At 68.8% G+C, this 18,953-nt stretch carries 18 protein-coding genes; 8 read left to right on the top strand and 10 right to left on the bottom strand.

Features of this window, described 5'->3' with window-relative positions; all coding sequences use genetic code 11:
* Positions 1-8: 8 nt before the first annotated feature.
* The 3 genes from BKN51_RS30155 to BKN51_RS30145 all read right to left on the bottom strand — a co-directional run bounded on the left by BKN51_RS30155 (position 9) and on the right by BKN51_RS30145 (position 3,300).
* Positions 9-632 (bottom strand): superoxide dismutase, encoded by a 624-nt coding sequence (locus tag BKN51_RS30155; RefSeq protein WP_037317970.1) that lies wholly within the window; start codon positions 630-632, stop codon positions 9-11.
* Positions 633-830: 198 nt separating this feature from the next.
* Positions 831-2,699: a serine hydrolase domain-containing protein gene (locus BKN51_RS30150; RefSeq protein ID WP_101610861.1), complete on the bottom strand. Its 1,869-nt coding sequence runs from the start codon at positions 2,697-2,699 to the stop codon at positions 831-833.
* An 88-nt stretch (positions 2,700-2,787) separates the two neighbouring features.
* Positions 2,788-3,300: a hypothetical protein gene (locus tag BKN51_RS30145; protein ID WP_101610860.1), complete on the bottom strand. Its 513-nt coding sequence runs from the start codon at positions 3,298-3,300 to the stop codon at positions 2,788-2,790.
* An 83-nt stretch (positions 3,301-3,383) separates the two neighbouring features.
* Here BKN51_RS30145 and BKN51_RS30140 point away from each other — a divergent pair, with 83 nt between their 5' ends.
* Genes BKN51_RS30140 through BKN51_RS30120 form a run of 5 tightly spaced genes read left to right on the top strand, consistent with a single transcriptional unit; the run spans position 3,384 to position 9,039 of the window.
* Positions 3,384-4,475, top strand: coding sequence for a heme/hemin ABC transporter substrate-binding protein (locus tag BKN51_RS30140; RefSeq protein WP_168214419.1), 1,092 nt, complete (start codon positions 3,384-3,386; stop codon positions 4,473-4,475).
* Positions 4,472-5,506 (top strand): FecCD family ABC transporter permease, encoded by a 1,035-nt coding sequence (locus BKN51_RS30135; protein ID WP_101610858.1) that lies wholly within the window; start codon positions 4,472-4,474, stop codon positions 5,504-5,506. The genes BKN51_RS30140 and BKN51_RS30135 overlap by 4 nt, the downstream gene beginning before the upstream one ends.
* Positions 5,503-6,342 carry a heme ABC transporter ATP-binding protein gene (locus tag BKN51_RS30130; RefSeq protein WP_101610857.1) on the top strand — a complete coding sequence of 280 codons (840 nt, stop codon included), beginning with the start codon at positions 5,503-5,505 and terminating at the stop codon, positions 6,340-6,342. The genes BKN51_RS30135 and BKN51_RS30130 overlap by 4 nt, the downstream gene beginning before the upstream one ends.
* The gene (locus BKN51_RS30125; RefSeq protein WP_233222940.1) at positions 6,339-7,166 is read left to right on the top strand and encodes a hypothetical protein; all 828 of its coding nucleotides are present in this window, start codon (positions 6,339-6,341) and stop codon (positions 7,164-7,166) included. Before BKN51_RS30130 ends, BKN51_RS30125 begins: the two co-directional genes overlap by 4 nt.
* A gap of 1 nt (position 7,167) precedes the next feature.
* Positions 7,168-9,039 carry an HtaA domain-containing protein gene (locus BKN51_RS30120; RefSeq protein WP_146044280.1) on the top strand — a complete coding sequence of 624 codons (1,872 nt, stop codon included), beginning with the start codon at positions 7,168-7,170 and terminating at the stop codon, positions 9,037-9,039.
* Between the two features lie 49 nt (positions 9,040-9,088).
* On the opposite strand, the gene BKN51_RS30115 is transcribed toward BKN51_RS30120, so the two are convergent.
* From BKN51_RS30115 to BKN51_RS30105, 3 genes are all read right to left on the bottom strand, one after another.
* Entirely contained in the window at positions 9,089-9,757 is a 669-nt protein-coding gene (locus tag BKN51_RS30115) for a biliverdin-producing heme oxygenase (RefSeq protein WP_101610855.1), read from the bottom strand.
* 73 nt (positions 9,758-9,830) lie between these two features.
* Positions 9,831-10,424, bottom strand: a complete 594-nt coding sequence (locus BKN51_RS30110; RefSeq protein WP_101610854.1) for a TetR/AcrR family transcriptional regulator — start codon at positions 10,422-10,424, stop codon at positions 9,831-9,833.
* A gap of 24 nt (positions 10,425-10,448) precedes the next feature.
* Positions 10,449-11,948 (bottom strand): glutamate-cysteine ligase family protein, encoded by a 1,500-nt coding sequence (locus tag BKN51_RS30105; protein ID WP_101610853.1) that lies wholly within the window; start codon positions 11,946-11,948, stop codon positions 10,449-10,451.
* Positions 11,949-12,165: 217 nt separating this feature from the next.
* On the opposite strand from BKN51_RS30105, the gene BKN51_RS30100 reads away from it, so the two are divergent.
* The 3 genes from BKN51_RS30100 to BKN51_RS30090 are packed head-to-tail and all read left to right on the top strand — an operon-like array spanning position 12,166 to position 14,026.
* Positions 12,166-12,981: a TrmH family RNA methyltransferase gene (locus BKN51_RS30100; protein ID WP_101610852.1), complete on the top strand. Its 816-nt coding sequence runs from the start codon at positions 12,166-12,168 to the stop codon at positions 12,979-12,981.
* 27 nt (positions 12,982-13,008) lie between these two features.
* A complete protein-coding gene (locus BKN51_RS30095) occupies positions 13,009-13,629 on the top strand; it encodes a DUF2537 domain-containing protein (protein WP_101610851.1) in 621 nt (206 codons plus the stop codon).
* Between the two features lie 31 nt (positions 13,630-13,660).
* Positions 13,661-14,026, top strand: coding sequence for an MmcQ/YjbR family DNA-binding protein (locus BKN51_RS30090; RefSeq protein WP_101610850.1), 366 nt, complete (start codon positions 13,661-13,663; stop codon positions 14,024-14,026).
* Positions 14,027-14,062: 36 nt separating this feature from the next.
* Here the strand turns inward: BKN51_RS30090 and sepH are convergent, their stop codons facing one another.
* The 4 genes from sepH to BKN51_RS30070 all read right to left on the bottom strand — a co-directional run bounded on the left by sepH (position 14,063) and on the right by BKN51_RS30070 (position 18,860).
* Positions 14,063-14,908 carry a septation protein SepH gene (sepH, locus tag BKN51_RS30085; RefSeq protein ID WP_101610849.1) on the bottom strand — a complete coding sequence of 282 codons (846 nt, stop codon included), beginning with the start codon at positions 14,906-14,908 and terminating at the stop codon, positions 14,063-14,065.
* 189 nt (positions 14,909-15,097) lie between these two features.
* The gene (locus BKN51_RS30080; protein ID WP_101610848.1) at positions 15,098-16,264 is read right to left on the bottom strand and encodes an ATP-binding protein; all 1,167 of its coding nucleotides are present in this window, start codon (positions 16,262-16,264) and stop codon (positions 15,098-15,100) included.
* Complete coding sequence (locus BKN51_RS30075; protein ID WP_101610847.1) at positions 16,261-16,920, bottom strand: response regulator transcription factor; 660 nt, start codon at positions 16,918-16,920, stop codon at positions 16,261-16,263. The genes BKN51_RS30080 and BKN51_RS30075 overlap by 4 nt, the downstream gene beginning before the upstream one ends.
* 134 nt (positions 16,921-17,054) lie before the next feature.
* Positions 17,055-18,860, bottom strand: coding sequence for an alpha-L-fucosidase (locus tag BKN51_RS30070; protein ID WP_101610846.1), 1,806 nt, complete (start codon positions 18,858-18,860; stop codon positions 17,055-17,057).
* Positions 18,861-18,953: the final 93 nt, after the last annotated feature.

The following is an 18,953-nucleotide window of genomic DNA, read 5'->3' as shown; positions in this document are numbered from 1 at the left end:
TGAGAAGGTCAGCCGAGCAGCAGGCCGTTGCCACCGGCGACGGCGTTGTCGAACCGCTTGGAGATCTCGGCCCAGTTGAAGATGTTCCACAGGGCCTCGACGTACTTCGGCTTCACGTTCTTGTAGTCCAGGTAGAACGCGTGCTCCCAGACGTCGACCAGCAGGATCGGCGTGGTCGGCAGGACCAGGTTGTTGTGGTGGTCACGCAGCTGCTGGGTGATCAGCGTCTTGCCGATCGGGTCCCAGGAGAGCGCGGCCCAGCCGTTGCCCTGGATCGTGGTGGCGACCGCGGTGAACTGCGCCTTGAACTTGTCGAAGGAGCCGAACGCCTCGTCGATCGCGGAGGCCAGCTCACCGGTCGGCTTGTCGCCGCCTTCCGGGGAAAGGATCTTCCACCACACGACGTGGTTGGCGTGCCCCGCGAGGTGGAACGCCAGCGTGGTCTGCAGGCCGACGATGTCGCCGAAGTTGCCGGCCTCACGGGCTTCGGCGATCTTGTCGAGCGTGTCGTTCGCGCCCTTGACGTAGGTCGCGTGGTGCTTGCTGTGGTGCAGCTCGTTGATCTCGCCCGAGATGTGCGGCGCCAAGGCGCTGTAGTCATAGTCGAGATCGGGGAGCACGTAGCGGGCCATCGGCCCTCCTTCTGTCTTCGACACAAGTTTCCAAGGACGAACTTAGTCGTCTTCACCCGTTTGCGGCGACCGGGGGCGCCGCGTTTCTCCCCAGGTGGAACGACTCGTTCTCAGCAGCTGTACCCGTTGGGCCGACTGCCTGAAACCCACTTTGCTAGCTCTAGTTAGCTGGAGGTCAAGGCAGTGTGACGGCGGTCATCAAGCCAGGTAGGGCAATCCCACCAGGTGATAGGACGCGATTACGCCGAGGAAGGCGATCAGTGCCACGGAAACCACCGTGTAGGTGATCCGGGCGGGCGTGTTCCACCAACCGCGCAGCCATGCGAGCGCCGTGCAGACGACGACGGCGCCGGTCAGGAGCAGGACGGCGTTCGGCAGGAGCAAGGTGACGCTCAGCAACGGGGAGTGTCCGGAGGTCAGCGCGACGGCGGCACCGCTGAGGTCGCTCATGAGCAGGGTGAAACCGACCGCGAACAGCGTCACGGCCAGCGCCGCGGACCAGGCGGCCACGGTCGCGAAACGGGCGCCCTTCGAGTACCGCTCCCGGCCGCGCCGGACGAACGCGCGGATCGGCCACCACAGCAGCGCGCCCAGCAGGAGCAGCAGCGCGATACCGAGGATCAGCAGGTGTGTGGAGGACGACTCGAGCCACGACATGCGTTCGTAGGAGGAGTTCGGGTCGTCGCCGGAGAAGAGCAGGACCTGCCCGCCGGACTCGCGGAACGCGATCCGCTCGCCGCCCTCGTCGGTGAACAGCCCGGGCTCGGTCTGCGTCCAGCGCCGGGTGCCTTCGCCGAGGCCGGATGTCGTCAGCACGCCGTCACCGTCCGCGGTCACCGAGACGGCGCCCGCGAGCGCACGGACCTTTGTGAAGTCGTCGAAGTCCAGCCTGGTGCTGTTGTAGCTGCCCTCGAACCGTGAGACGTCGCCGGCCAGCGGTTTCGGCGCGGAGGCGGGTGCAGCTGGATGCAATCGGTCGAGGAACGCCTTCAAGGCCTTGAAGGTGACCGCGGCGGCATCACCGGAGAACGCGCCGCCGTTGAACGTCAGGTAGACGCCGGTGTTCTTCTCCGGGATCAGCTCCAGCACGCTCAGGAATCCCGGCGAGTCACCGACCTTCTCCACCAGGCGCAGCCCGTTCAGTCGCCGTTCCGAGAAGCCGAAGCCCACTCCGGGCAGCCGCGGGTCGTTGCGGAACCGCGCGCCGTGCATCTGGTCGAGCAGGGAGCGGCTGAACGTACCGGGCACGAGGTTCGCGGAGAGGTAGCGGCCCATGTCCGCTGGGGTGGCGACGTTCCCGTCGCCCGCGGGCGGTTCCGGGCCGTAGTTCGCGGGCGGGACGACCTGCGCCGAGCCGTCCCAGCGGTGGCCGGTGGCCAGCGGGACGTCCGGAGTGGGCTGCGCGACGCTGCTGTTCTTCATTCCCAACGGTTCGAAGATGTGCTGACGGACATAGTCCGCATAGGACTGTCCGGAAGCGAGCTCGACGAGGTGCCCGGTGAGGGCGAAGCCGTAGTTGGAGTAGGCGGCGTGCTCGCCGGGCGGCCGGACGCGGGTGGGGATCTCCGTCGCCAGGTGTTCCGCGAGCGGCGGAAGCTTCTCGTCGCGCGGGGTGAACATCCGGTACACGTGGTCTTCGAACCCCGCGGTGTGGGTCAGCAGGGAGAAGAGGGTGACCGGACGGCCGGGGAAGGTGTCGGGCAACTGGAACGACTTCAGGTAGCCGTTGACGTCGGCGTCCAGCGCGAGCTTGCCCTGCTCGACCAGCTGCATCGCGGCCGTGGCGGCGATCGACTTGCCGACCGAGTTGATCAGGAAGCCCGTGCGCTCCGGGTCCACCTTCGCCTGAGTGTCTATTGAGGACACTCCGTAGCCCTTGGAGAAGACGGTCTTGCCCCCTTCGACGACCACCACGGCGGCACCGGGAATGTGATGTTCGGCAAGGCTTCGAGGGACGATCTCGTCGAAGACCCCGGCGGCGGAGGACGGGGTGGCGGCCTGGGCGGCGGGAGCCGTGACGATCGTCGTGAGGGTCAAAAGTACGGCGGTGGCCGCGATCCGGAACATACCTGGAAAATTAGGGTCTTCCGGGGTGTCACGGGATCCGGTGGGCCGCCGATCGTGGGGTAGGGCGAGCCCTACCCCACGGCCCGCGTCAGGAGAACGAAACCGGGATGAAGACGTCCGAGTTCCGGTTGTTGGACGCGAAGTGGTCGCGCCGCGAGACGAGGGCACACGTCACCGACGGGTCCGAACAATCGAGGCCGTTGTTGACCTCGGCGATCCGGATCTGGGTGGTGAAGGTGCCGTTCGCGGCGATCGGCGAGGAGCCGCCGGGGAAGTTGGTGACCCAGGAGGACGGGCCGACACCGGTGCCGCCCTGGCCGTCGCCGCCCGCGCAGGGGCTCGGCTTGGTGCCGTAGCTGTAGTCCTCGGGCACGGCGCACAGTGCGACGTAGTAGCCCTCGGCGGAGCTGAAGCCGCTGCCCGTGACGGTGATGGTCTCACCGGCGGCGGCGAGGCCGGTGGCGTTGGAGGCGGAGAGGGTCTTGCCGTTGTTGGTCGCACTGCCCGGCGCGGCCGAGGCCGGGGCCGCGAGCGCGGTGACGGCCGCGGTGGCGGCGGTCGTGACCAGTGCGGCGCGGAGCAGGACCGATCTCTTCGACATGGGTAGTTCCCTTCGATCACAAGGAGGTCACAGCCTTAGGCAAGGCTTACCTATCGCCAGGTAAATATGGTTAGCCTTGCCTAATGTTGTCAAGGGGGTTGCTGCCCACGGTCGCTCTGCTCCTCGTCATCGTTGTCAGCGGCTGCTCGGCACCGCCCTTGGCGACCACGAAAGCGGCCGAATCCGGTGCCGATCTCCGGCCGCTTTCCCAGGTCGAGCCCTTGGCGGAGCCGAAAACCCGGACCGGACCCGGTACCGCGCGCCTGGCGCAGGCGGACATCACCGGCGACAAACCGGCGGCGCGGCATCTTCCGGCGACGATCACCGACCACCAGGGCACACCGGTCACGGTGACCGACACCAGCCGGATCCTCGCCTTCGACATGTCCGGCACCCTCGCGGCGACCGTGTTCGGCCTCGGCCTCGGCGGCAACGTCGTCGGCCGGGACGTCTCCACCGGGTTCCCGTCGGCCAGGAACCAGCCGCTGGTCACCGTGAACGGCCATCGGCTCAACGCCGAGGCGATCCTGGCGCTGCGGCCGACCGTGGTGATCACCGACACCACACTGGGCCCCTGGGACGTCGTGCTGCAGTTGCGCGCGTCCGGGGTGCCCGTCGTCGTCGTGGACGCGAAGCGCTCGATGGACAACGTCGGCGACATCGTGCGCCAGGTCGCCGCCGCGCTGGGCGTGCCGGAGTCCGGCGAACGCCTCGCGACGCGGCTGGCCGGTGAGGTGGACGCCAAGAAGGCGGAGATCGCGAAGCTCGCCCCCGCCGATCCGGCCCGCAAACTCCGCGTCGTCTTCCTGTACATGCGCGGGCAGGCCGGGGTGTATCACCTGTTCGGCAAGGGTTCCGGCGCCGATTCGCTGATCGGCGCGCTCGGCGCCGTCGACGTCGCCACCGAGGCGGGGATCGAGGGCATGCGCCCGGTCAACCCGGAGGCGCTGGCCAAGGCGAAACCCGACGTGATCCTCATGATGACCAAGGGACTCGAGTCCGTCGGCGGGGTCGACGGCGCGCTCCAGGTGCCCGGCGTCGCGCAGACCCCCGCCGGGCAGCACCGCCGTATCGTCGACATGGCGGACTCGCAGATCCTGAGCTTCGGACCGCTCACCGCCGGCGTGCTCGACGCGCTGGCACGGGCCCTCTACGCCCCGGGTGACCCAGGATGAACCGCGGTTTCCGGGTGACGGCGGTCTTCGCCGTGCTGATCGCCGGTGTCCTCGGGATCTCGCTCGTGTCCGCGGGCAGCGGGCAGTTCGGCATCCCGCTGTCGCAGGTCTTCGATTCGGTGCTGCACCGGTTCGGGCTCGCGGAACCGCGGCTGGACCCGTTCGCCGAGGGCGCGCTGTGGCAGGTCCGCTTCCCCCGCGTGGTGATGACGTTGCTGGTCGGCGGGGTCCTCGGGGTCTGCGGCGCGTTGATGCAGGGGGTGTTCGGCAATCCGCTCGCCGAACCGGCCGTGGTCGGGGTCTCGTCCGGGGCCGCCGTCGGCGCGAGTCTGTCCATTGTGGCCGGTTGGACCTTCTTCGGCGCCTTCACCACGCCCGCCTTGGGATTCGCCGGTGGGCTCGTCACGACACTGATCGTTTACGCGCTTTCGCGGTCGCACGGGCGCTCCGAGGTGGTCACGCTGATCCTGACCGGGGTCGCGGTCAACGCGGTCGCGATGGCGATCATCTCGTTCCTGATGTTCTCCGCCGACCAGGCCGCTCGCGAGCAGATCGTGTTCTGGCAACTGGGTTCGCTGGCCGGTTCGCGCTGGCCGTACGTCGTCACCGTGCTGCCGCTGGTCGCCGTCGGGGTCGTCGTGTCGATCGCGCTCGCGCGGAAACTCGACCTCCTCGCACTGGGGGAGCGGCAGGCCCGGCATCTCGGCGTGGACGTCGAGAAGCTGCGGCTCAACGCTGTCGTGGTCGTCGCGCTGATGGCGGCGGCGGCCGTTTCGTACTCGGGGATCATCGGGTTCGTCGGCCTGATCGTGCCGCACGGGCTGCGGATGCTGCTCGGTCCCGGGCACCGCGTGCTGATCCCGGCGAGCCTCTTCGGCGGCGCGCTGCTGCTCGCCGCGGCGGATCTCGGCGCCAGGACCCTGTTCACCTACGCGGATCTGCCGATCGGCATGCTGACAGCGCTCGTCGGCGGCCCGTTCTTCTTCTGGCTGCTGCTGCGCACCCGGCGTCGTTCGGGAGGCTGGGCATGAGCTTCTTCTCCCGGCGGGACATCGCCTTGCCCGAACCCGTGGAACGCGGTGCCGTCGCCGCCGAACTGGAACGGGTTTCTTACGCGGTGGAAGGGAAAACCCTGCTTCGCGAGGTCTCGTTGCGGCTGCACGCGGGCGAGGTCCTCGCGGTCGTCGGACCCAACGGCGCGGGCAAGTCCACCACGCTCGGCCTGCTCGCCGGGGACCTCCGGCCGGAATCGGGCCGCGTCCTCGTCGCGGGGAAGGACTTGAGCGACTGGAGCGGAATCGAACTCGCGCGGTTGCGTTCGGTCCTGCCACAGCAGAACACCGTGACCTTCCCGTTCACCGTCGCCGAGGTCGTCCGGATGGGCCGGACGCCTTGGGAGGGAACGGAAGCCGAGGACTTCGACGAGACAGAGATCGCGGCCGCGCTCAAGGCGACCGGGATGACCGAGTTCGCCGAACGCCGGTTCACCACGTTGTCCGGCGGCGAGCAGGCGCGGGCCGCGCTCTCGCGGGTACTCGCGCAACGGGCGGGTGTCCTGCTGCTCGACGAACCCACCGCCGCACTGGATCTCCGGCACAGCGAGGAAATCCTCACCCTCGCGACCGCGCGGGCCGAGGCGGGGGACGCGGTGCTCGTCGTCTTGCACGACCTCGGGCTCGCCGCCGCGTACGCGGACCGGGTCGCTGTGCTGTCCGAAGGAGAGTTGGCCGCCGAGGGCACCCCCGCCGAAGTGCTGACGGAGTCGTTGCTCAGCGAGGTCTACCGGCATCCCGTGGAGGTCCTCATCCATCCCCGCACCGGGAAACCGATCGTCCTGCCCCACCGAGCGGCCGAGGAGCGCCGATGAAGAAGCTGACGATACTGGCCGTCACCGCGGGCCTGCTCATGATCGCCGCGCCGATGCCCGCCGCCGCGGCGGGCGCGAGAGTGACGTTCTCGCCCGGCTCCGCGGATCCGGAGTACGCGACGTCCTTGCAGGTCAAGGGAACCGGATTCCAGTCCGTGCCGAAGGGGTACGGCGGGATCTACCTGTTGTTCGGCTGGGTCGCCGACGGCGCGTGGCAGCCGAGCCAGGGCGGCGCGGCCGGCGCGAGCTACCGCTATGTGAAGGACAAGGAGACCAAGGACAACAACGGTTTCCAGCGGTTCCTCGCCTTCCCCGGCAGCGACACGGCGTCCGCGGCCAACGGCGAGATCGCCGCCGACGGGACCTGGTCGACGAAGATCGTGCTCCCCGGCGCGCGGTTCAAGGCCGCCGACCGGACCGGGAACATCGTCGACGTCGACTGCCTCAAGGTCCGTTGTGGACTGATCACGGTCGGCGCGCACGGCGTGGTCAACGCGAACAACGAGACCTTCACCCCGGTGGCGTTCGCGGTGCCGAAGGCGCCCACGACCCAGGCCGTCGCGCCGCCGCCTCCTTCGTCTTCACCGGCGCCGCCGCCCTCCTCCGGCGCGGCGCCGGTGTCGTCCTCGGCGCCACCACCGGTGTCCACTGTGGAATCCCAGCCCGTGGCGGCTCCGGCTCCGGCCGTGCAGCCCACCGCGCAGAGCGGGGAGTCCGGTTCGTGGTGGTGGATCGCCGTCGTGGCGGGTGTGGTGCTGATCGCCGCGCTCGCCGTCCCCCTGATCCGGGCCCGCAAGCGGACCCGAAACGCGGAAGGTGAATGAAGTGTCCTTGCGAAGATGGGGCGCCGTGCTGGCCGGTGCGGCGCTGGTGGCCGGGATCGCCGTCACCCCAGCGCTCGCCGCCGATCCGTTCACGCCGAAGGTGACCGTGACGCCGAGCACCGGGCTCGACCCGGCGGGCACGAAGATCGTCGTCAAGGGCACCGGATTCGATCCGGCCGCCAACGACGCCAAGGGTTTCGGCCTCCGGGTGGGCCCGGCGAAGGCCGACGTCCGCGACCGAACCGGTAAGGACTTCCAGGTCAGCAGACTGATCAAGAAGGGCGCGGTCGGCAGCCAGATCCCGCTCGACGACGGCGGGAACTGGGAATACACGGTCACGATCAAGGCCGAGTACGTCGCGAGCGGCACGACCTACAGCGCGAAGACGCAGCCGTTCAGCCTGTTCGTCTTCGGCTGGGACACCCCGGTGCTCACCTGGGACAGCAAGACGCCGCTGAAGTTCACCGGGATCGGTGATCCGGATCCCGGACCGGGTGACGCCGGCGCCGGGCTCGGCTGGGGGGTCCGTCAGTCCTGGCGGAGCTACATCACCCGGGGCGGCGGCACGGTGACGCCGTCGAACGGGGCGGTGCTGGATCCCTCGGCGCCGAACGTCGAGCCGTTCCCGTACAAATGGAAGTACGGATCGTCCACATGGGACTCCGGCAAGGGCGTGGTCTCGTACACCGGCGAGGTCGCGTACACCTTCGAGGCGCACACGATCTGGGACTTCACCCTCGCCGACCCCCGGATCACCTTCGCCGGTGACGGCACCGGGAAGCTCACCGCGAAGGTCGGCTATTCCTTCTACGGCACCAAAGCCGCGCCCACGAAGGTGAGGGCACCGTCCGACGTGGTGTTCGCCGATCTCAAGCTGAAGGCGCCGTCGCAGGCGGGGGACAACGTCGTCGTCGACATCGAGTCGGCGAAACTGACCAAGGAGGGCGCCGACGCGTTCGCCGGTTTCTACCAGCCGGGTGAAGACGTCGACGCGGGCCGGATCGCCTTCCCCGGCAAGGTCGGCTCCCCGCCCACGACGACCACGCCGACTTCCCCGCCGACGACCACCTCCGGTCCCGCACCGACCACGACGACCTCCTCGTCGGCGTGCGTGTTCACCCCGGGCTCGGTGGCGCAGGGAAACCTGTTGTGGGGCTTCAAACAGAGCTTCCGCCGCTACGTCGGCATCGGGACGGGCACGTCGATCACCGCGGCCGACGGCGTCGAGATCACCGACATCGACAAGATCGCCGGGACGGGTCCGCCGAGCGGGGCTTACCGGTGGGGCTTCGAGAGCGCTCAGTACAAATCGGCGACCGAGTTCACGACGCAGTTCCGGGGCAAGGTGACCTTCGGCTATCCGAGCCACTCCTTCGAGCTGTCGATCGGACGGCCGAAGGTGGTCGTGGCGCAGGGGAAGGGCACGCTCTACGCCGACGTCGAACTGAAGACGACCGGCGGGGCGCCTTCGCCGCCGGTCGACCGTCCAGGGGTCGCGCTCGCTTCACTGGACCTTTCGGCGGCGAAGACCACCGAGGGCGCGGGAGTGGTGAGCGTCGCCGGGGTCAAGGTCATCCTGGGCAACGCGGACGCGTTCGCGAAGTTCTACAAGGTCGGCGAGGTGCTCGACGACGCGACGGTGACCCTGGGCGCCGCGTGCGCGAACCTGCCCGGTGGTGCCGGGGCGGGTCCGGGCCCTGGCGCCGGTTCGGGTTCCGGCTCGGACGACCTGGTGCCGGACGTGAAGTACCGGCCGGACTCGGCGCTGGCGTCGACCGGAGTCGACGGCGGCGTGTGGCTGCTGTGGGGTCTGCTGCTGGTGGGCGGCGGACTGGCGCTGGTGACGATGGTGGCGCGACGCAAGAGAGCGTAGGGCTCGTGAGTGGTAAGGACGGTTAGAACCGTCCTTACCACTCACGAGGTCAAGCGGCCCGGTACGTGTCCAGCTCTCCCGCCAGCTCGTCGAAGACCGCGATGTTGCACTCGAAGGCCACGATCGCCTCGTCGATCAGCCGCGCGCGCTCGTCCTCGCTCCACGGCGCCGAGTTCAGCTGCTCGCGGTAGTTGTCCCGGAACTTGGGCGCGCTGCCCAGCTGGTCGAAGTGGTAGAACAGCGAACCCGCCTCGCTGACCTCGTACTTGCGCTCCAGCAGCCGCCGGATGACCTGGCCGCCGGCGATGTCGCCGAGGTAGCGGGTGTAGTGGTGGGCGACGAAGCCGCCGGACCAGTCCGACGCCTCGGCCACGCGCCGCGCGTAGCGCTCGGTCGACGGCAGCGGGCGGACGGTCTCGCGCCAGTCCGGCCCGACGAGGTGTTCGAGGTCGCGTTCGAGGCTCGGCAGCCGCCGCAGCTCCTCGAAGACGAACTTGCCCGCCACCGGGTCCTGCGCCAGCTTGTCGGAGGCCTGCTCGATGGCCTGGTAGATGAAGTAGTACTGGATCACCAGCCGGGTGTACCCCTCGAGCGTGAGCTCGCCGCCGAGCAGCGCGTTCATGTACACGGAGTGGTTGGCCCGCTCGTGGGCGGGCAACGTGGAGGCGCGCAGCGCCGCGGAGAACGGCCCGGATTCGACGTCGGTGGTCACCGGCATGGGCAGAGCCTCCAAGCATCGTTCTGACATGCTGTCAGAAAGAGCGTAAGGCACAACTGCGGGTTAGGCTACCCTAATCTTCAAGGTTTTCCGCCATCCCGACCGCTCTGAGCACGAAGCGGACGGCTCCTTCGATCGCGTCGTCCAGCCGTTCGGGTGGCACGTCGACGACCTGGCGGCTGCCCAGCGCGGCGGTGATCATCGGGATCAGCACGTCGGGATCCTCCTCCGGCACACCCTCGGCGAGGATCTCGCGGAGCTGGCCGGTGATGGGGTCGGCGTGCGCGCTGATCCTCCGGTACGCCGCGGGTGCCAGCGCCGACGCGAGCGCCGTCCCGGGCGGCAGGTGGTACTCGGCCAGCACCCGCAGCTGCAGCCGGACGAACGTCGAAAGCTTCGCGACCGGGGTGTCGGCGGTCGCGACCGCTGCCGTCAGCCGTTCGACGTACCGTGTCGCCTCGTCCTCGACGAAGGCGACCAGCAGGCTCTCCTTGTCGGGGAAGTGGTTGTACATCGCCGTCCGGCCGAGGCCCGCTTCGGCGGCGACACCCGCGAGCGTGATCGCGTCGAACCCGCGCTCGTACAGCTGCCCGCGCAGGACGTCGAACACCCTGCTGCGGACCTCACGCCGGTGCTCCTCCAGCGACCGGCCGATGATCTTCGGCAAGCGCCACCTCCCTGGGAGGTCAGCCTAAGCCTCGAGCGACCAGGTGTGCACTGGCGTCTCGGTCGCCGACAGCTCCAGGTACCGGCCCAGCATCCGGTTCAGCGCGGTCTCCCGCTCGGCGCCGCGCTCCTCCGCGCGCAGGACGTACTCCCGCTGCCACGCCGCGCCGGTCCGCCTGGTGAGACACCGTTGCTCGATGATGCCCAGGTAGCGCTCTCGCGCCTCGTCCGAAACATCCGAACGGCGTAGTCCTTCGTGCGCCAGCGGCAGCAGGACCCGCAGCACCAGCTCGTCCGGCGGGATCCAGCCGATGCCCGGCCAGTACAGCTGCGCGTCGAAACCCCTCCGCGCGCCCGCGTACATGTTCTCCTCGGCCGCCTGGAACGACATCTGTGTCCACACTGGACGGTCGGCTTCGGCGAGCGCCCTTTGCGCGCCGTAGAAGAAGGCGGCGTTCGCGACCATGTCGACGACGGTCGGGCCGGCGGGGAGCACCCGGTTCTCCACCCGCAGATGCGGCAGGCCGTCGACGACGTCGTAGACCGGCCGGTTCCAGCGCCAGACGGTGCCGTTGTGCATCCTCAGTTCGGTGAGTTTCGGGGCTTGACCGGAGTCGAGCGCCTCGACCGGGTCCTCGCTGTCGGTTTCGGGCAGCAGGCCGGGGAAGTACCGGACGTTCTCCTCGAACAGATCGAAGATCGACGTGATCCATCGCTCGCCGAACCACACCCTCGGCCGCACGCCCTGGTTCTTCAATTCCTCCGGCCGGGTGTCCGTGGCCTGCAGGAACAGCGGGATCCGGGTCTCGTGCCAGAGTGTCTTGCCGAGCAGGAACGGCGAATTCGCGCCGACGGCGATCTGCACCCCGGCCAGCGCCTGCGCCGCGTTCCAATGCGCCGCGAATTCCTCCGGCGCGACCTGCAGATGCAGCTGAACCGACGTGCAGGCGGCTTCGGGCAGGATCGATTCGGAGTAACTGCGCAGCCGCTCGGGCTGCCTGCCCGGCAGGGGAGCGCCCTCCATGGAGAGCACGGTCCGCTCACCGCGCGCGGCGAAGATCCGGTCGTTGAGCAGCGAATACCGGGCGTTGTTGGTGAGCCACTTCTGGTCGAAGTGCTCGTGCCGCAGGGTCGGGAGGATGCCGATCATCGCCAGTGAGGCGCCGGATTCCTCGGCCTTGCGCGCGGCCGCGCCCAGATACGCGCGGAGATCCTCCTCCAGCTGCAACGCGGACTCGCCGGCCAGCGGCCTCGGCGGCACGTTGAGTTCCAGGTTGTGCTGGCCGAGTTCCGTGGTGAACGACGGATCGTTCAGCGCGTCGAGGACCGTCGTGTTCGTCATCGACGGGCGTAGTTCGGCGTCGACCAGATTGAGTTCGACCTCGAGCCCGATGTTCTTGCGAGGGAAGGAAAAACTTCCATCGGTGAGCATACGGGCCAGGGTGTCGAGACAGCGCTGGACCTTTCGGCGGTAACGTCCGCGATCCTGCGGTCCGCAGGGTTCCGCAGAAAGATCCTTACCCATGTTCGTAGAGCTCCTCATTGGCCACGCTCCGCGGGATTCCAGGCGGGACTGCCAGGCGGCCCAACGGTTTCACGCATCGCCGTCGCCCGGCTAGCGGCCAAACTGGTGCTCTCTGTCACCAGGGGTTAACTTACAGCAAAATACGCCCGTTCGTACCACCTGCCGGTAGACGTTCGGAGGCAAACGGCTCGCGGCGGGCGGATGACACACTCTCCGGGTGGCCGAACTGATCACCATCGACGACCCCGCCGACCCGCGGGTCGACGATTTCCGCGACTTGTCCACAGCCGATCGGCGGCCAGACAGGCCGGGCGGGCGCGGCTTCGTGATCGCCGAAGGCACCGTCGTCGTCGAGCGTCTTCTCAAGTCCCGGTACCCGGTGCGAGCCCTCCTCGGAGTGGAGCGGCGATTCCGCGAATTGGGCGCCGACCTGGCGAAAGTCGACGCCCCCGGCTATATGACGTCGGCCGATACGATGGCCGAGGTGGTCGGATTCCACCTGAATCGCGGGGTGCTGGCCGTCGCGGACCGGCCCGTTCCGCCGCCCACGGTGGAAGAGGTCATCGACGGCGCGCGCGTGCTCGCGGTGCTCGAAGGCGTCGGTGACCACGAGAATCTCGGTTCGCTGTTCCGCAACGCCGCCGCGCTCGGTGTCGACGGGGTCCTGCTCGGCGGCGGCTGCTCGGATCCGCTGTACCGGCGCAGCGTCCGCGTTTCGATGGGGCACGTCCTGCGTGTCCCGTTCGCCACGTTCGGATCGTGGCCATCGGACCTGGAACTGCTGCGGGAACGCGGGTTTCGTATCGCGGCCCTCACTCCTCGTGCGGATTCCGTTTCGCTGCGCCAGTTGCGAGACCAGGCACCGGAGAAGGTCGCGTTGATGCTGGGCGCCGAGGGCCCCGGCCTGACCGAAGAGGCCATTGCCGCCGCCGACGTCGCGGTGCGGATTCCGATGCCGGAGGGCGTCGACTCGCTGAATGTCGCCACAGCGGGCGCGATCGCGTTCTACGAGACGCGTCCCCCGCTATCGTGAGCACCCGAGCGATCACGAGGAGAACCCATGGAATTGCGGATCCGTGAGGGACGCGCGGTGCTGGCCGGGCCCGGCGGCGAAACCGCCCGCGAGGTGGACCCGCATTCACTCGCGATTGGTTCAGACCTCGCCCAGGCGTTGCACGAGTGGGCGCGCGTCGCGTCCGCGGTCGGATCCGCCGCCCGTCCTGGCGAAACCGGCACCGAGGCCGCTTCCGTGGTTTCCCAGCGGGGCCGCCAGCTCGCCCAGCGGGTCGCCGCCACGATGGGCACGTCGGTCCGGTTCGTCGACCCCGTCTCCGGCGACGGCGTCATGATCGACCCGCCCGCCCCCACCCCCCGCAACGAACTCGCGCGGCGCCTTTTCGGCACGCCGGACCCCGCCGGGGAGCCGACGCCGTGGCTGACCGGCCTGACCGTCTCCGCGTTCGCCGCGGCCGTGGTCGTCGTCGCGATGCTGGCGCTGGCGAACACCCTCGCGCGTGAGACCAACGGCTGGCTGGCGCTGCTCGCGTCCGCCGTCGTGACCGGCGGGATCACGCCGTCGCTGTGGCTCGCGCGGCGCGTCCCGATCGTGCGGTGGGCGTCCTTCGGGGCCGCCGCCGGGATCGTGATCGCGTGGATCGGCGTGCTGATCGTCGTCTTCTAGACACGTTCGCGGAACGGGGATACTGAGATCCATGGCCGGTGATCCGCTCATTTTGCTCAGGCGGCTGTGCCTCGCGCTGCCGGAGACCTCCGAGCGGCTCAGTCACGGCGAGCCGACCTGGTTCGTGCGCGGCGAGAAGACGTTCGTCATGTACGCCGATCGGCATCACGACGACAAGCTGGCCTTCTGGTGCCCGGCGCCGCCCGGGGCGCAGGAGGAACTGGTGGGCGCCGAGCCGGAGCGATTCTTCCGGCCGCCGTACGTCGGGCATCGGGGATGGCTCGGGGTGCGGCTGGACGTCGACGTCGACTGGGCCGAGATCGAGCGGATCGTCACCGACGCGTACTGCCTCGTGGCGCCGAAATCCCTGGTCGCGCAGGTCCCTGGACGCACGTAATGGCCCCTCCACCGGAAGGGGCCATTACGTGCGAATTCAACCTCGTTGCGATCGGACGCCCAGTAGGACGTCTTCCCAGGATGGGACTATGGGGTGGTTCTTCTTCCCCTTCGCCCGTGGGGCGGGTTCGGCCACTTCCGCCGGCTCGTCAGCCGCGGGAGGTGGCTCGATGTCTTCTTCCGGCTCCGCTATCGGCGCGTCGATCACCTTCGCGACCTGCTCTTCGGGAGCACTGTCGAGAGTGGGTTGGACGACGGCTTCCTTGGCCGGTTCCAGTGCCCGGACCGTACGCGGAGCGCGGTAAGCGTTGGGGTTGAGCAGGACTTCGGCGTTCTCGTCGAGCGCCTGCACGGTGCCGCCGTGCGCGCCGGGCGCGAACGACCAGTGCGCGCGGTTGTCCGACCGGCCGGCCTTCCAGCTCAGCACGACGACCCACTTGCCGTCGTCGCCTCGCCAAGAGTCCCAGGTCGCCTGGCTGTAGTCGTGGCCGCGGAGACCGAACGAGTGCGCCATGACCTCGCCGAGCGTCTGCACGTCGGGGCCGTCTTCGCGGATCGGGTGCGCGCGCTGGGCCAGTTCGGCGGTACGCGAACGCTCGAGCAGGACCGGGTACGCGAACCGCTCGACACGCTGCACGGTGACGCCGGCGCTGCTCGCGACCTGCTCCACGGACTCACCGGCCCGGATTCGTGCCTGGATCTCGCGTGGCCGCATTTGGCTCTCCAACTCGATCTCGATCTGGCCGAGGCGGGTGATGTCACCCCTCGCCGCCGCTCGCAGCCTCTCATCCGCGGGGAGCAGGAAACGCGTGCGGCTCGCCGGGTCTTCGCACACGATGGACTTACCGTCCTCGTGCAGCCCGACCACTCGTAGCGCTCGCATTTTCGCCTCCCCTGCTCTTCACCTTTGTGGGTGTCAACGCTAGTACGGCGCGTCGCCTTGACGTGCGAGGCGCGCCGATGTCATGTGTCCTGCTCACTATTTTGTTCATGGCAGCAAGTGCATTCTGCTGGAGCAATCCGTGGCTCGCAGAGTGACGCGCCGGACACGCACCGTCACGATCGGGGGAATCTAAGGCAGCCGCACCCGGACGACCAGTCCGCCGCCCCGGCCGCCGGGTTCCGCGCCCGCGGTCCCGGCGTGCGCGGTCGCGATGGACCGGACGATCGACAGGCCGAGCCCGGCGTTGCGCGAGTCCCCGGTCCGGTCGCCCGAGAGCCGCCGGAACGGCTCGAACAGCGCGGGAACGGCGTCCAGCGGCACCTGCGGGCCGGTGTTGCGCACCACCAGCGCCGGATCGCCGCCGACGTCGACGTGGATCCAGCCGCCCTTGCGGTTGTAGGTGATGGCGTTGTGCACGAGGTTCGTGACCAGCCGTTCCAGGAGTACGGGGTCGCCGGACACCGTCCGCCGCCGCAGCCGCGACTCCACCGTGACGCCCGCTTCCTCGGCCATGGCCGCCGCCGACCGGATCACCGTCGCCGTGACCTCGTCCAGCCGGACGGGGCCGCGTGAGGCCAGGCCGCGATCACTGCGCGCGAGCACGAGCAGGCCTTCGATCATCCGCTCGCTGCGCTCGTTGGTGTAGATCAGGTGTTCGCCGAGTTTCCGGACCTCCGGGCTGACGTCGGGATCGGCCATCGCCACCTCGACCAGCGTGCGCTGCACCGCGAGCGGGGTCCGCAGTTCGTGGGAGGCGTTGGCGACGAAGCGTTTCTGGCTGTCGAACGACACGGCGAGCCGGTCGAGCATGCCGTCGAAGGTGTCCGCGAGTTCCTTGAGTTCGTCGTCGGGGCCGTCGAGGTCGATCCGCCGGTCGAGGTTCTCGGCCTCGAGTTTCCGCGCGGTCGAGGTGATCGCGTGCAGCGGCCTCAGCACGCGGCTCGCCATCATCCAGCCGAACAGCACCGCGAGCGCGCCCGCGATCGCCAGCGCCACCAGGGATTGCCAAAGCAGCGTCGAAAGAACGTCCGAGCGGTACTCGGTGATCGAGGTCGCGACCAGTTGCGTGGCCTGGGCGCGCTCGACGGGCATGATGGTCGCCTCGTCCAGCGGATACGTCTGGGCGCGCTGGAGGGAGATCCCCGCGGCACTGTCGTTCGCGAACGCAGCCGTGTCCGGCAGGGACGAACTGACCAGCAGGTAGTTGACGATCAGCAGGGCGAGCCCGACGACCAGGAACGCCCCACCGTAGAGCGCGGTCAGCTTGGTGCGCAGGGAAAGCCGGAGCGGTTTCATGACCCGAACCGGTAACCGGCGCCGGGCACGGTCTCGATCACCGGCGGATCGCCGAGTTTGCGCCGCAACGTCATCATCGCCACCCGGACGGCGTTCGTGAACGGGTCGGCGTGCTCGTCCCACGCCTTCTCCAGCAGTTCCTCCGCGCTGACCACGGCCCCTTCGGCGCGCATGAGCACCTCCAGTACCGCGAATTCCTTGGGGGACAAGGGAAGGAACCGGCCGTCGCGGGACGCCTGGTGCCGGGGCAGGTCGAGGACGACGCCGCCGCGTTCCAGCACCGGCGGCAGCGCAGGCCGCGCGCGCCGCGACAACGCCTGCACCCGCGCGACGAGTTCGGCGAACGCGAACGGTTTCGTCAGGTAGTCGTCGGCGCCCAGCCCCAGCCCGGCGACCCGGTCGTTGACGTCGGCGGCGGCCGTCAGCATCAGGACCCGCGCCTCGCCGCCCGTCTTGAGGACAGCGGCGCAGACCTCGTCGCCGTGCACGACGGGAAGGTCCCGGTCGAGCACGACGACGTCGTAGCCGTGCACCCCCACCCGGTCCAGGGCCTGTTCGCCGTCGTAGCAGACGTCGACGGCCATGGAGAACCGTCGCAGGCCCTCGGCGATCGTGTCCGCCAGGAGCCGCTCGTCTTCCACTACCAGCACTCTCACCAGGTCAGTCTGCCCCGGGAGGGGGTAAGCGCGGGATAAGCGTGGATCAGCCGGGTGGGGGCTGAAGGGGACTTTCCCCGCATGTGATGTGGGGAAAGCGCCCTTCGCCGCGTGAGATGCGGGGAAAGTCCCCTTCAGCCGACCGGGTGCAACTGCCTCGCCGGGATCACCTGCTGGGGAGTGTTCGGGCTGGACCACAGCAACTTCATCGACGCCTCCCCGCCTCGTTCGGTGTGGTCGAGCCGGATCGCGTACGACTTCCCGGCGACCAGGTCCAGGGTCGCTTTGTCGACACTCGGGCCGTGCGGGGTGGTGTTGTCGACGAGGAGTTTCCCGTCGACCCACAGCCGCACCGTGTCGTCCGAAACCGTGGTGAACGTGTATTTCCCGGTGTCCCGCGCGGTGACCTGGCCGCTCCATCGCGACGAGAAGGCCTCCGCCGGGATCTTCGCGTCGGGCGAGCCGGTGAACTTCCAGTTGTGGTTCACGCCCGGCTCGACGCGGCGCACCGTCGGTGTCCCGGTGAAGTCCGCGTTCGGCCAGTACTCGGCGGTCAGGCCCGTCCCGCGTCCGGCGGGTGCCTGCGGCAGCGGGTCGACATTCAGCTCGATGACGGTCGCGACGTCGTTCGTCTTGCCGCCCGATGGCGTGAGTTTCACGCTTCCGGACGACTGCTCCACGCGGACGCGCTGCCCGCTGCCGAGCACCCGCGCATCACGAACCCGGAAGGGCGCCAACGCGTCGAGCGTCAGCGAACCGCCCGAAGCGGGCCAGTCGAACACGGACGCGTAAAGCTTGTTGCCGCGCCTGCTGACCACGCCCCATTGAGGTTCCGCGACGAGCCCTGGCGCGCCCGCGCCGTAAACGGCCGAGGACTGCTTGTTCGTCCGCAGCCAGTGACCCATCTGCTTCAGCCGGTCGACGGATTCCTGCGGGACGCGGCCGGTGCGATCGGGCCCGACGTTGAGCAGGAAGTTGCCGCTGCGGCCGGCGATCGACAGCAGTTTCCTGGTCAGATCCGCCGAGGACTTCCAGTTGTGGTCCCAATCGGTGTATCCCCAGCTGCCGTTGAGGGTCATGCACGACTCCCAGAGCTGGCCGTCGACCGGCTTGTCCGGGATCTCCTGTTCGGGGGTGCCGGTGTCACCGTCGACCACCCGCCGTTTGCCGACGCGGTTGTTGATCACGATGGACGGATCGAGGCTCCGGACGTAGGCCTCGAGTTCCTCACCGTCCTTTTCGGACCAGGGGTTGTTCGGCCGGTCGGTGCTCCATTCGCCGTCGAACCACAGTACCGCCGGGTGGTAGTCGTCGACGAGTTCCTTGAGCTGGGCGTACATCCGCTCCTTGTACTTCGGGAACGTCGCGGGATCCGGGAAGTCGGGATCGTGCCAATCCCAGATCGAGTAGTAGAAGCCGAGTTTGACGTCGCGGGCGGCCGTCGCGCGCTTCAGTTCGGCGAGGATGTCCCGCTTCTTGTCGAACGACGAATGATCGCGAAGGTTGAACTTGTTGACCTTCGTCGGCCACATCGCGTAGCCCTCGTGGTGCTTCGACGTGATCACCACGTACTTCTGCCCGGCGTCCTTCGCCGTCTGCGCGATGGCGTTCGCGTCGAAACCGGACGGGTTGAACTTCGCGGCCATCTGCTCGTACTCGGCGCGCGGGATCTGGCAGTTCCGCTGGATCCATTCCGCGTCCTGGCAAACGCTTCCATCAGGGCGCTGGTACTTCCCCTGTAACTGGGAGTACGCGCCGAAGTGGATGAACTGGCCGAAGCGGTCGTCGCGCCACCAGCGTGTCCGGTCGGCGGTGAAGGGGTCGTCGTAGGAGTGGTCGGACGGGAGTGGCGCGGCCTGCGTGACGGCGGGTGAGACGCCGAGCGCGGTGGTCGCGATGACGAGGGCCGCCAGGGCCCTGAGTGGCTTGCGGCGATTCATGCACTCCTCCTCGCTGAGGTGTGGACGTCGAGGACTCTAAGAAGCCAGAGATCCGATGTGAACCTCCGAAAGGCTCGCCAGGTCGCTAGTTCA

It is taken from the genome of Amycolatopsis sp. BJA-103 (genome assembly GCF_002849735.1).
GTDB lineage: Bacteria > Actinomycetota > Actinomycetes > Mycobacteriales > Pseudonocardiaceae > Amycolatopsis.
This window is presented reverse-complemented; position numbering and strand designations above follow the sequence as displayed.

Excerpts from the sequence above, each read along its gene's own strand:
- BKN51_RS30155 (WP_037317970.1), bottom strand. The coding sequence starts at position 632 with ATGGCCCGCTACGTGCTCCCCGATCTCGACTATGACTACAGCGCCTTG.
- BKN51_RS30150 (WP_101610861.1), bottom strand. The coding sequence starts at position 2,699 with ATGTTCCGGATCGCGGCCACCGCCGTACTTTTGACCCTCACGACGATC.
- BKN51_RS30145 (WP_101610860.1), bottom strand. The coding sequence starts at position 3,300 with ATGTCGAAGAGATCGGTCCTGCTCCGCGCCGCACTGGTCACGACCGCC.
- BKN51_RS30140 (WP_168214419.1), top strand. The coding sequence starts at position 3,384 with ATGTTGTCAAGGGGGTTGCTGCCCACGGTCGCTCTGCTCCTCGTCATC.
- BKN51_RS30135 (WP_101610858.1), top strand. The coding sequence starts at position 4,472 with ATGAACCGCGGTTTCCGGGTGACGGCGGTCTTCGCCGTGCTGATCGCC.
- BKN51_RS30130 (WP_101610857.1), top strand. The coding sequence starts at position 5,503 with ATGAGCTTCTTCTCCCGGCGGGACATCGCCTTGCCCGAACCCGTGGAA.
- BKN51_RS30125 (WP_233222940.1), top strand. The coding sequence starts at position 6,339 with ATGAAGAAGCTGACGATACTGGCCGTCACCGCGGGCCTGCTCATGATC.
- BKN51_RS30115 (WP_101610855.1), bottom strand. The coding sequence starts at position 9,757 with ATGCCGGTGACCACCGACGTCGAATCCGGGCCGTTCTCCGCGGCGCTG.
- BKN51_RS30105 (WP_101610853.1), bottom strand. The coding sequence starts at position 11,948 with ATGGGTAAGGATCTTTCTGCGGAACCCTGCGGACCGCAGGATCGCGGA.
- BKN51_RS30095 (WP_101610851.1), top strand. The coding sequence starts at position 13,009 with ATGGAATTGCGGATCCGTGAGGGACGCGCGGTGCTGGCCGGGCCCGGC.
- BKN51_RS30090 (WP_101610850.1), top strand. The coding sequence starts at position 13,661 with ATGGCCGGTGATCCGCTCATTTTGCTCAGGCGGCTGTGCCTCGCGCTG.
- sepH (WP_101610849.1), bottom strand. The coding sequence starts at position 14,908 with ATGCGAGCGCTACGAGTGGTCGGGCTGCACGAGGACGGTAAGTCCATC.
- BKN51_RS30080 (WP_101610848.1), bottom strand. The coding sequence starts at position 16,264 with ATGAAACCGCTCCGGCTTTCCCTGCGCACCAAGCTGACCGCGCTCTAC.
- BKN51_RS30070 (WP_101610846.1), bottom strand. The coding sequence starts at position 18,860 with ATGAATCGCCGCAAGCCACTCAGGGCCCTGGCGGCCCTCGTCATCGCG.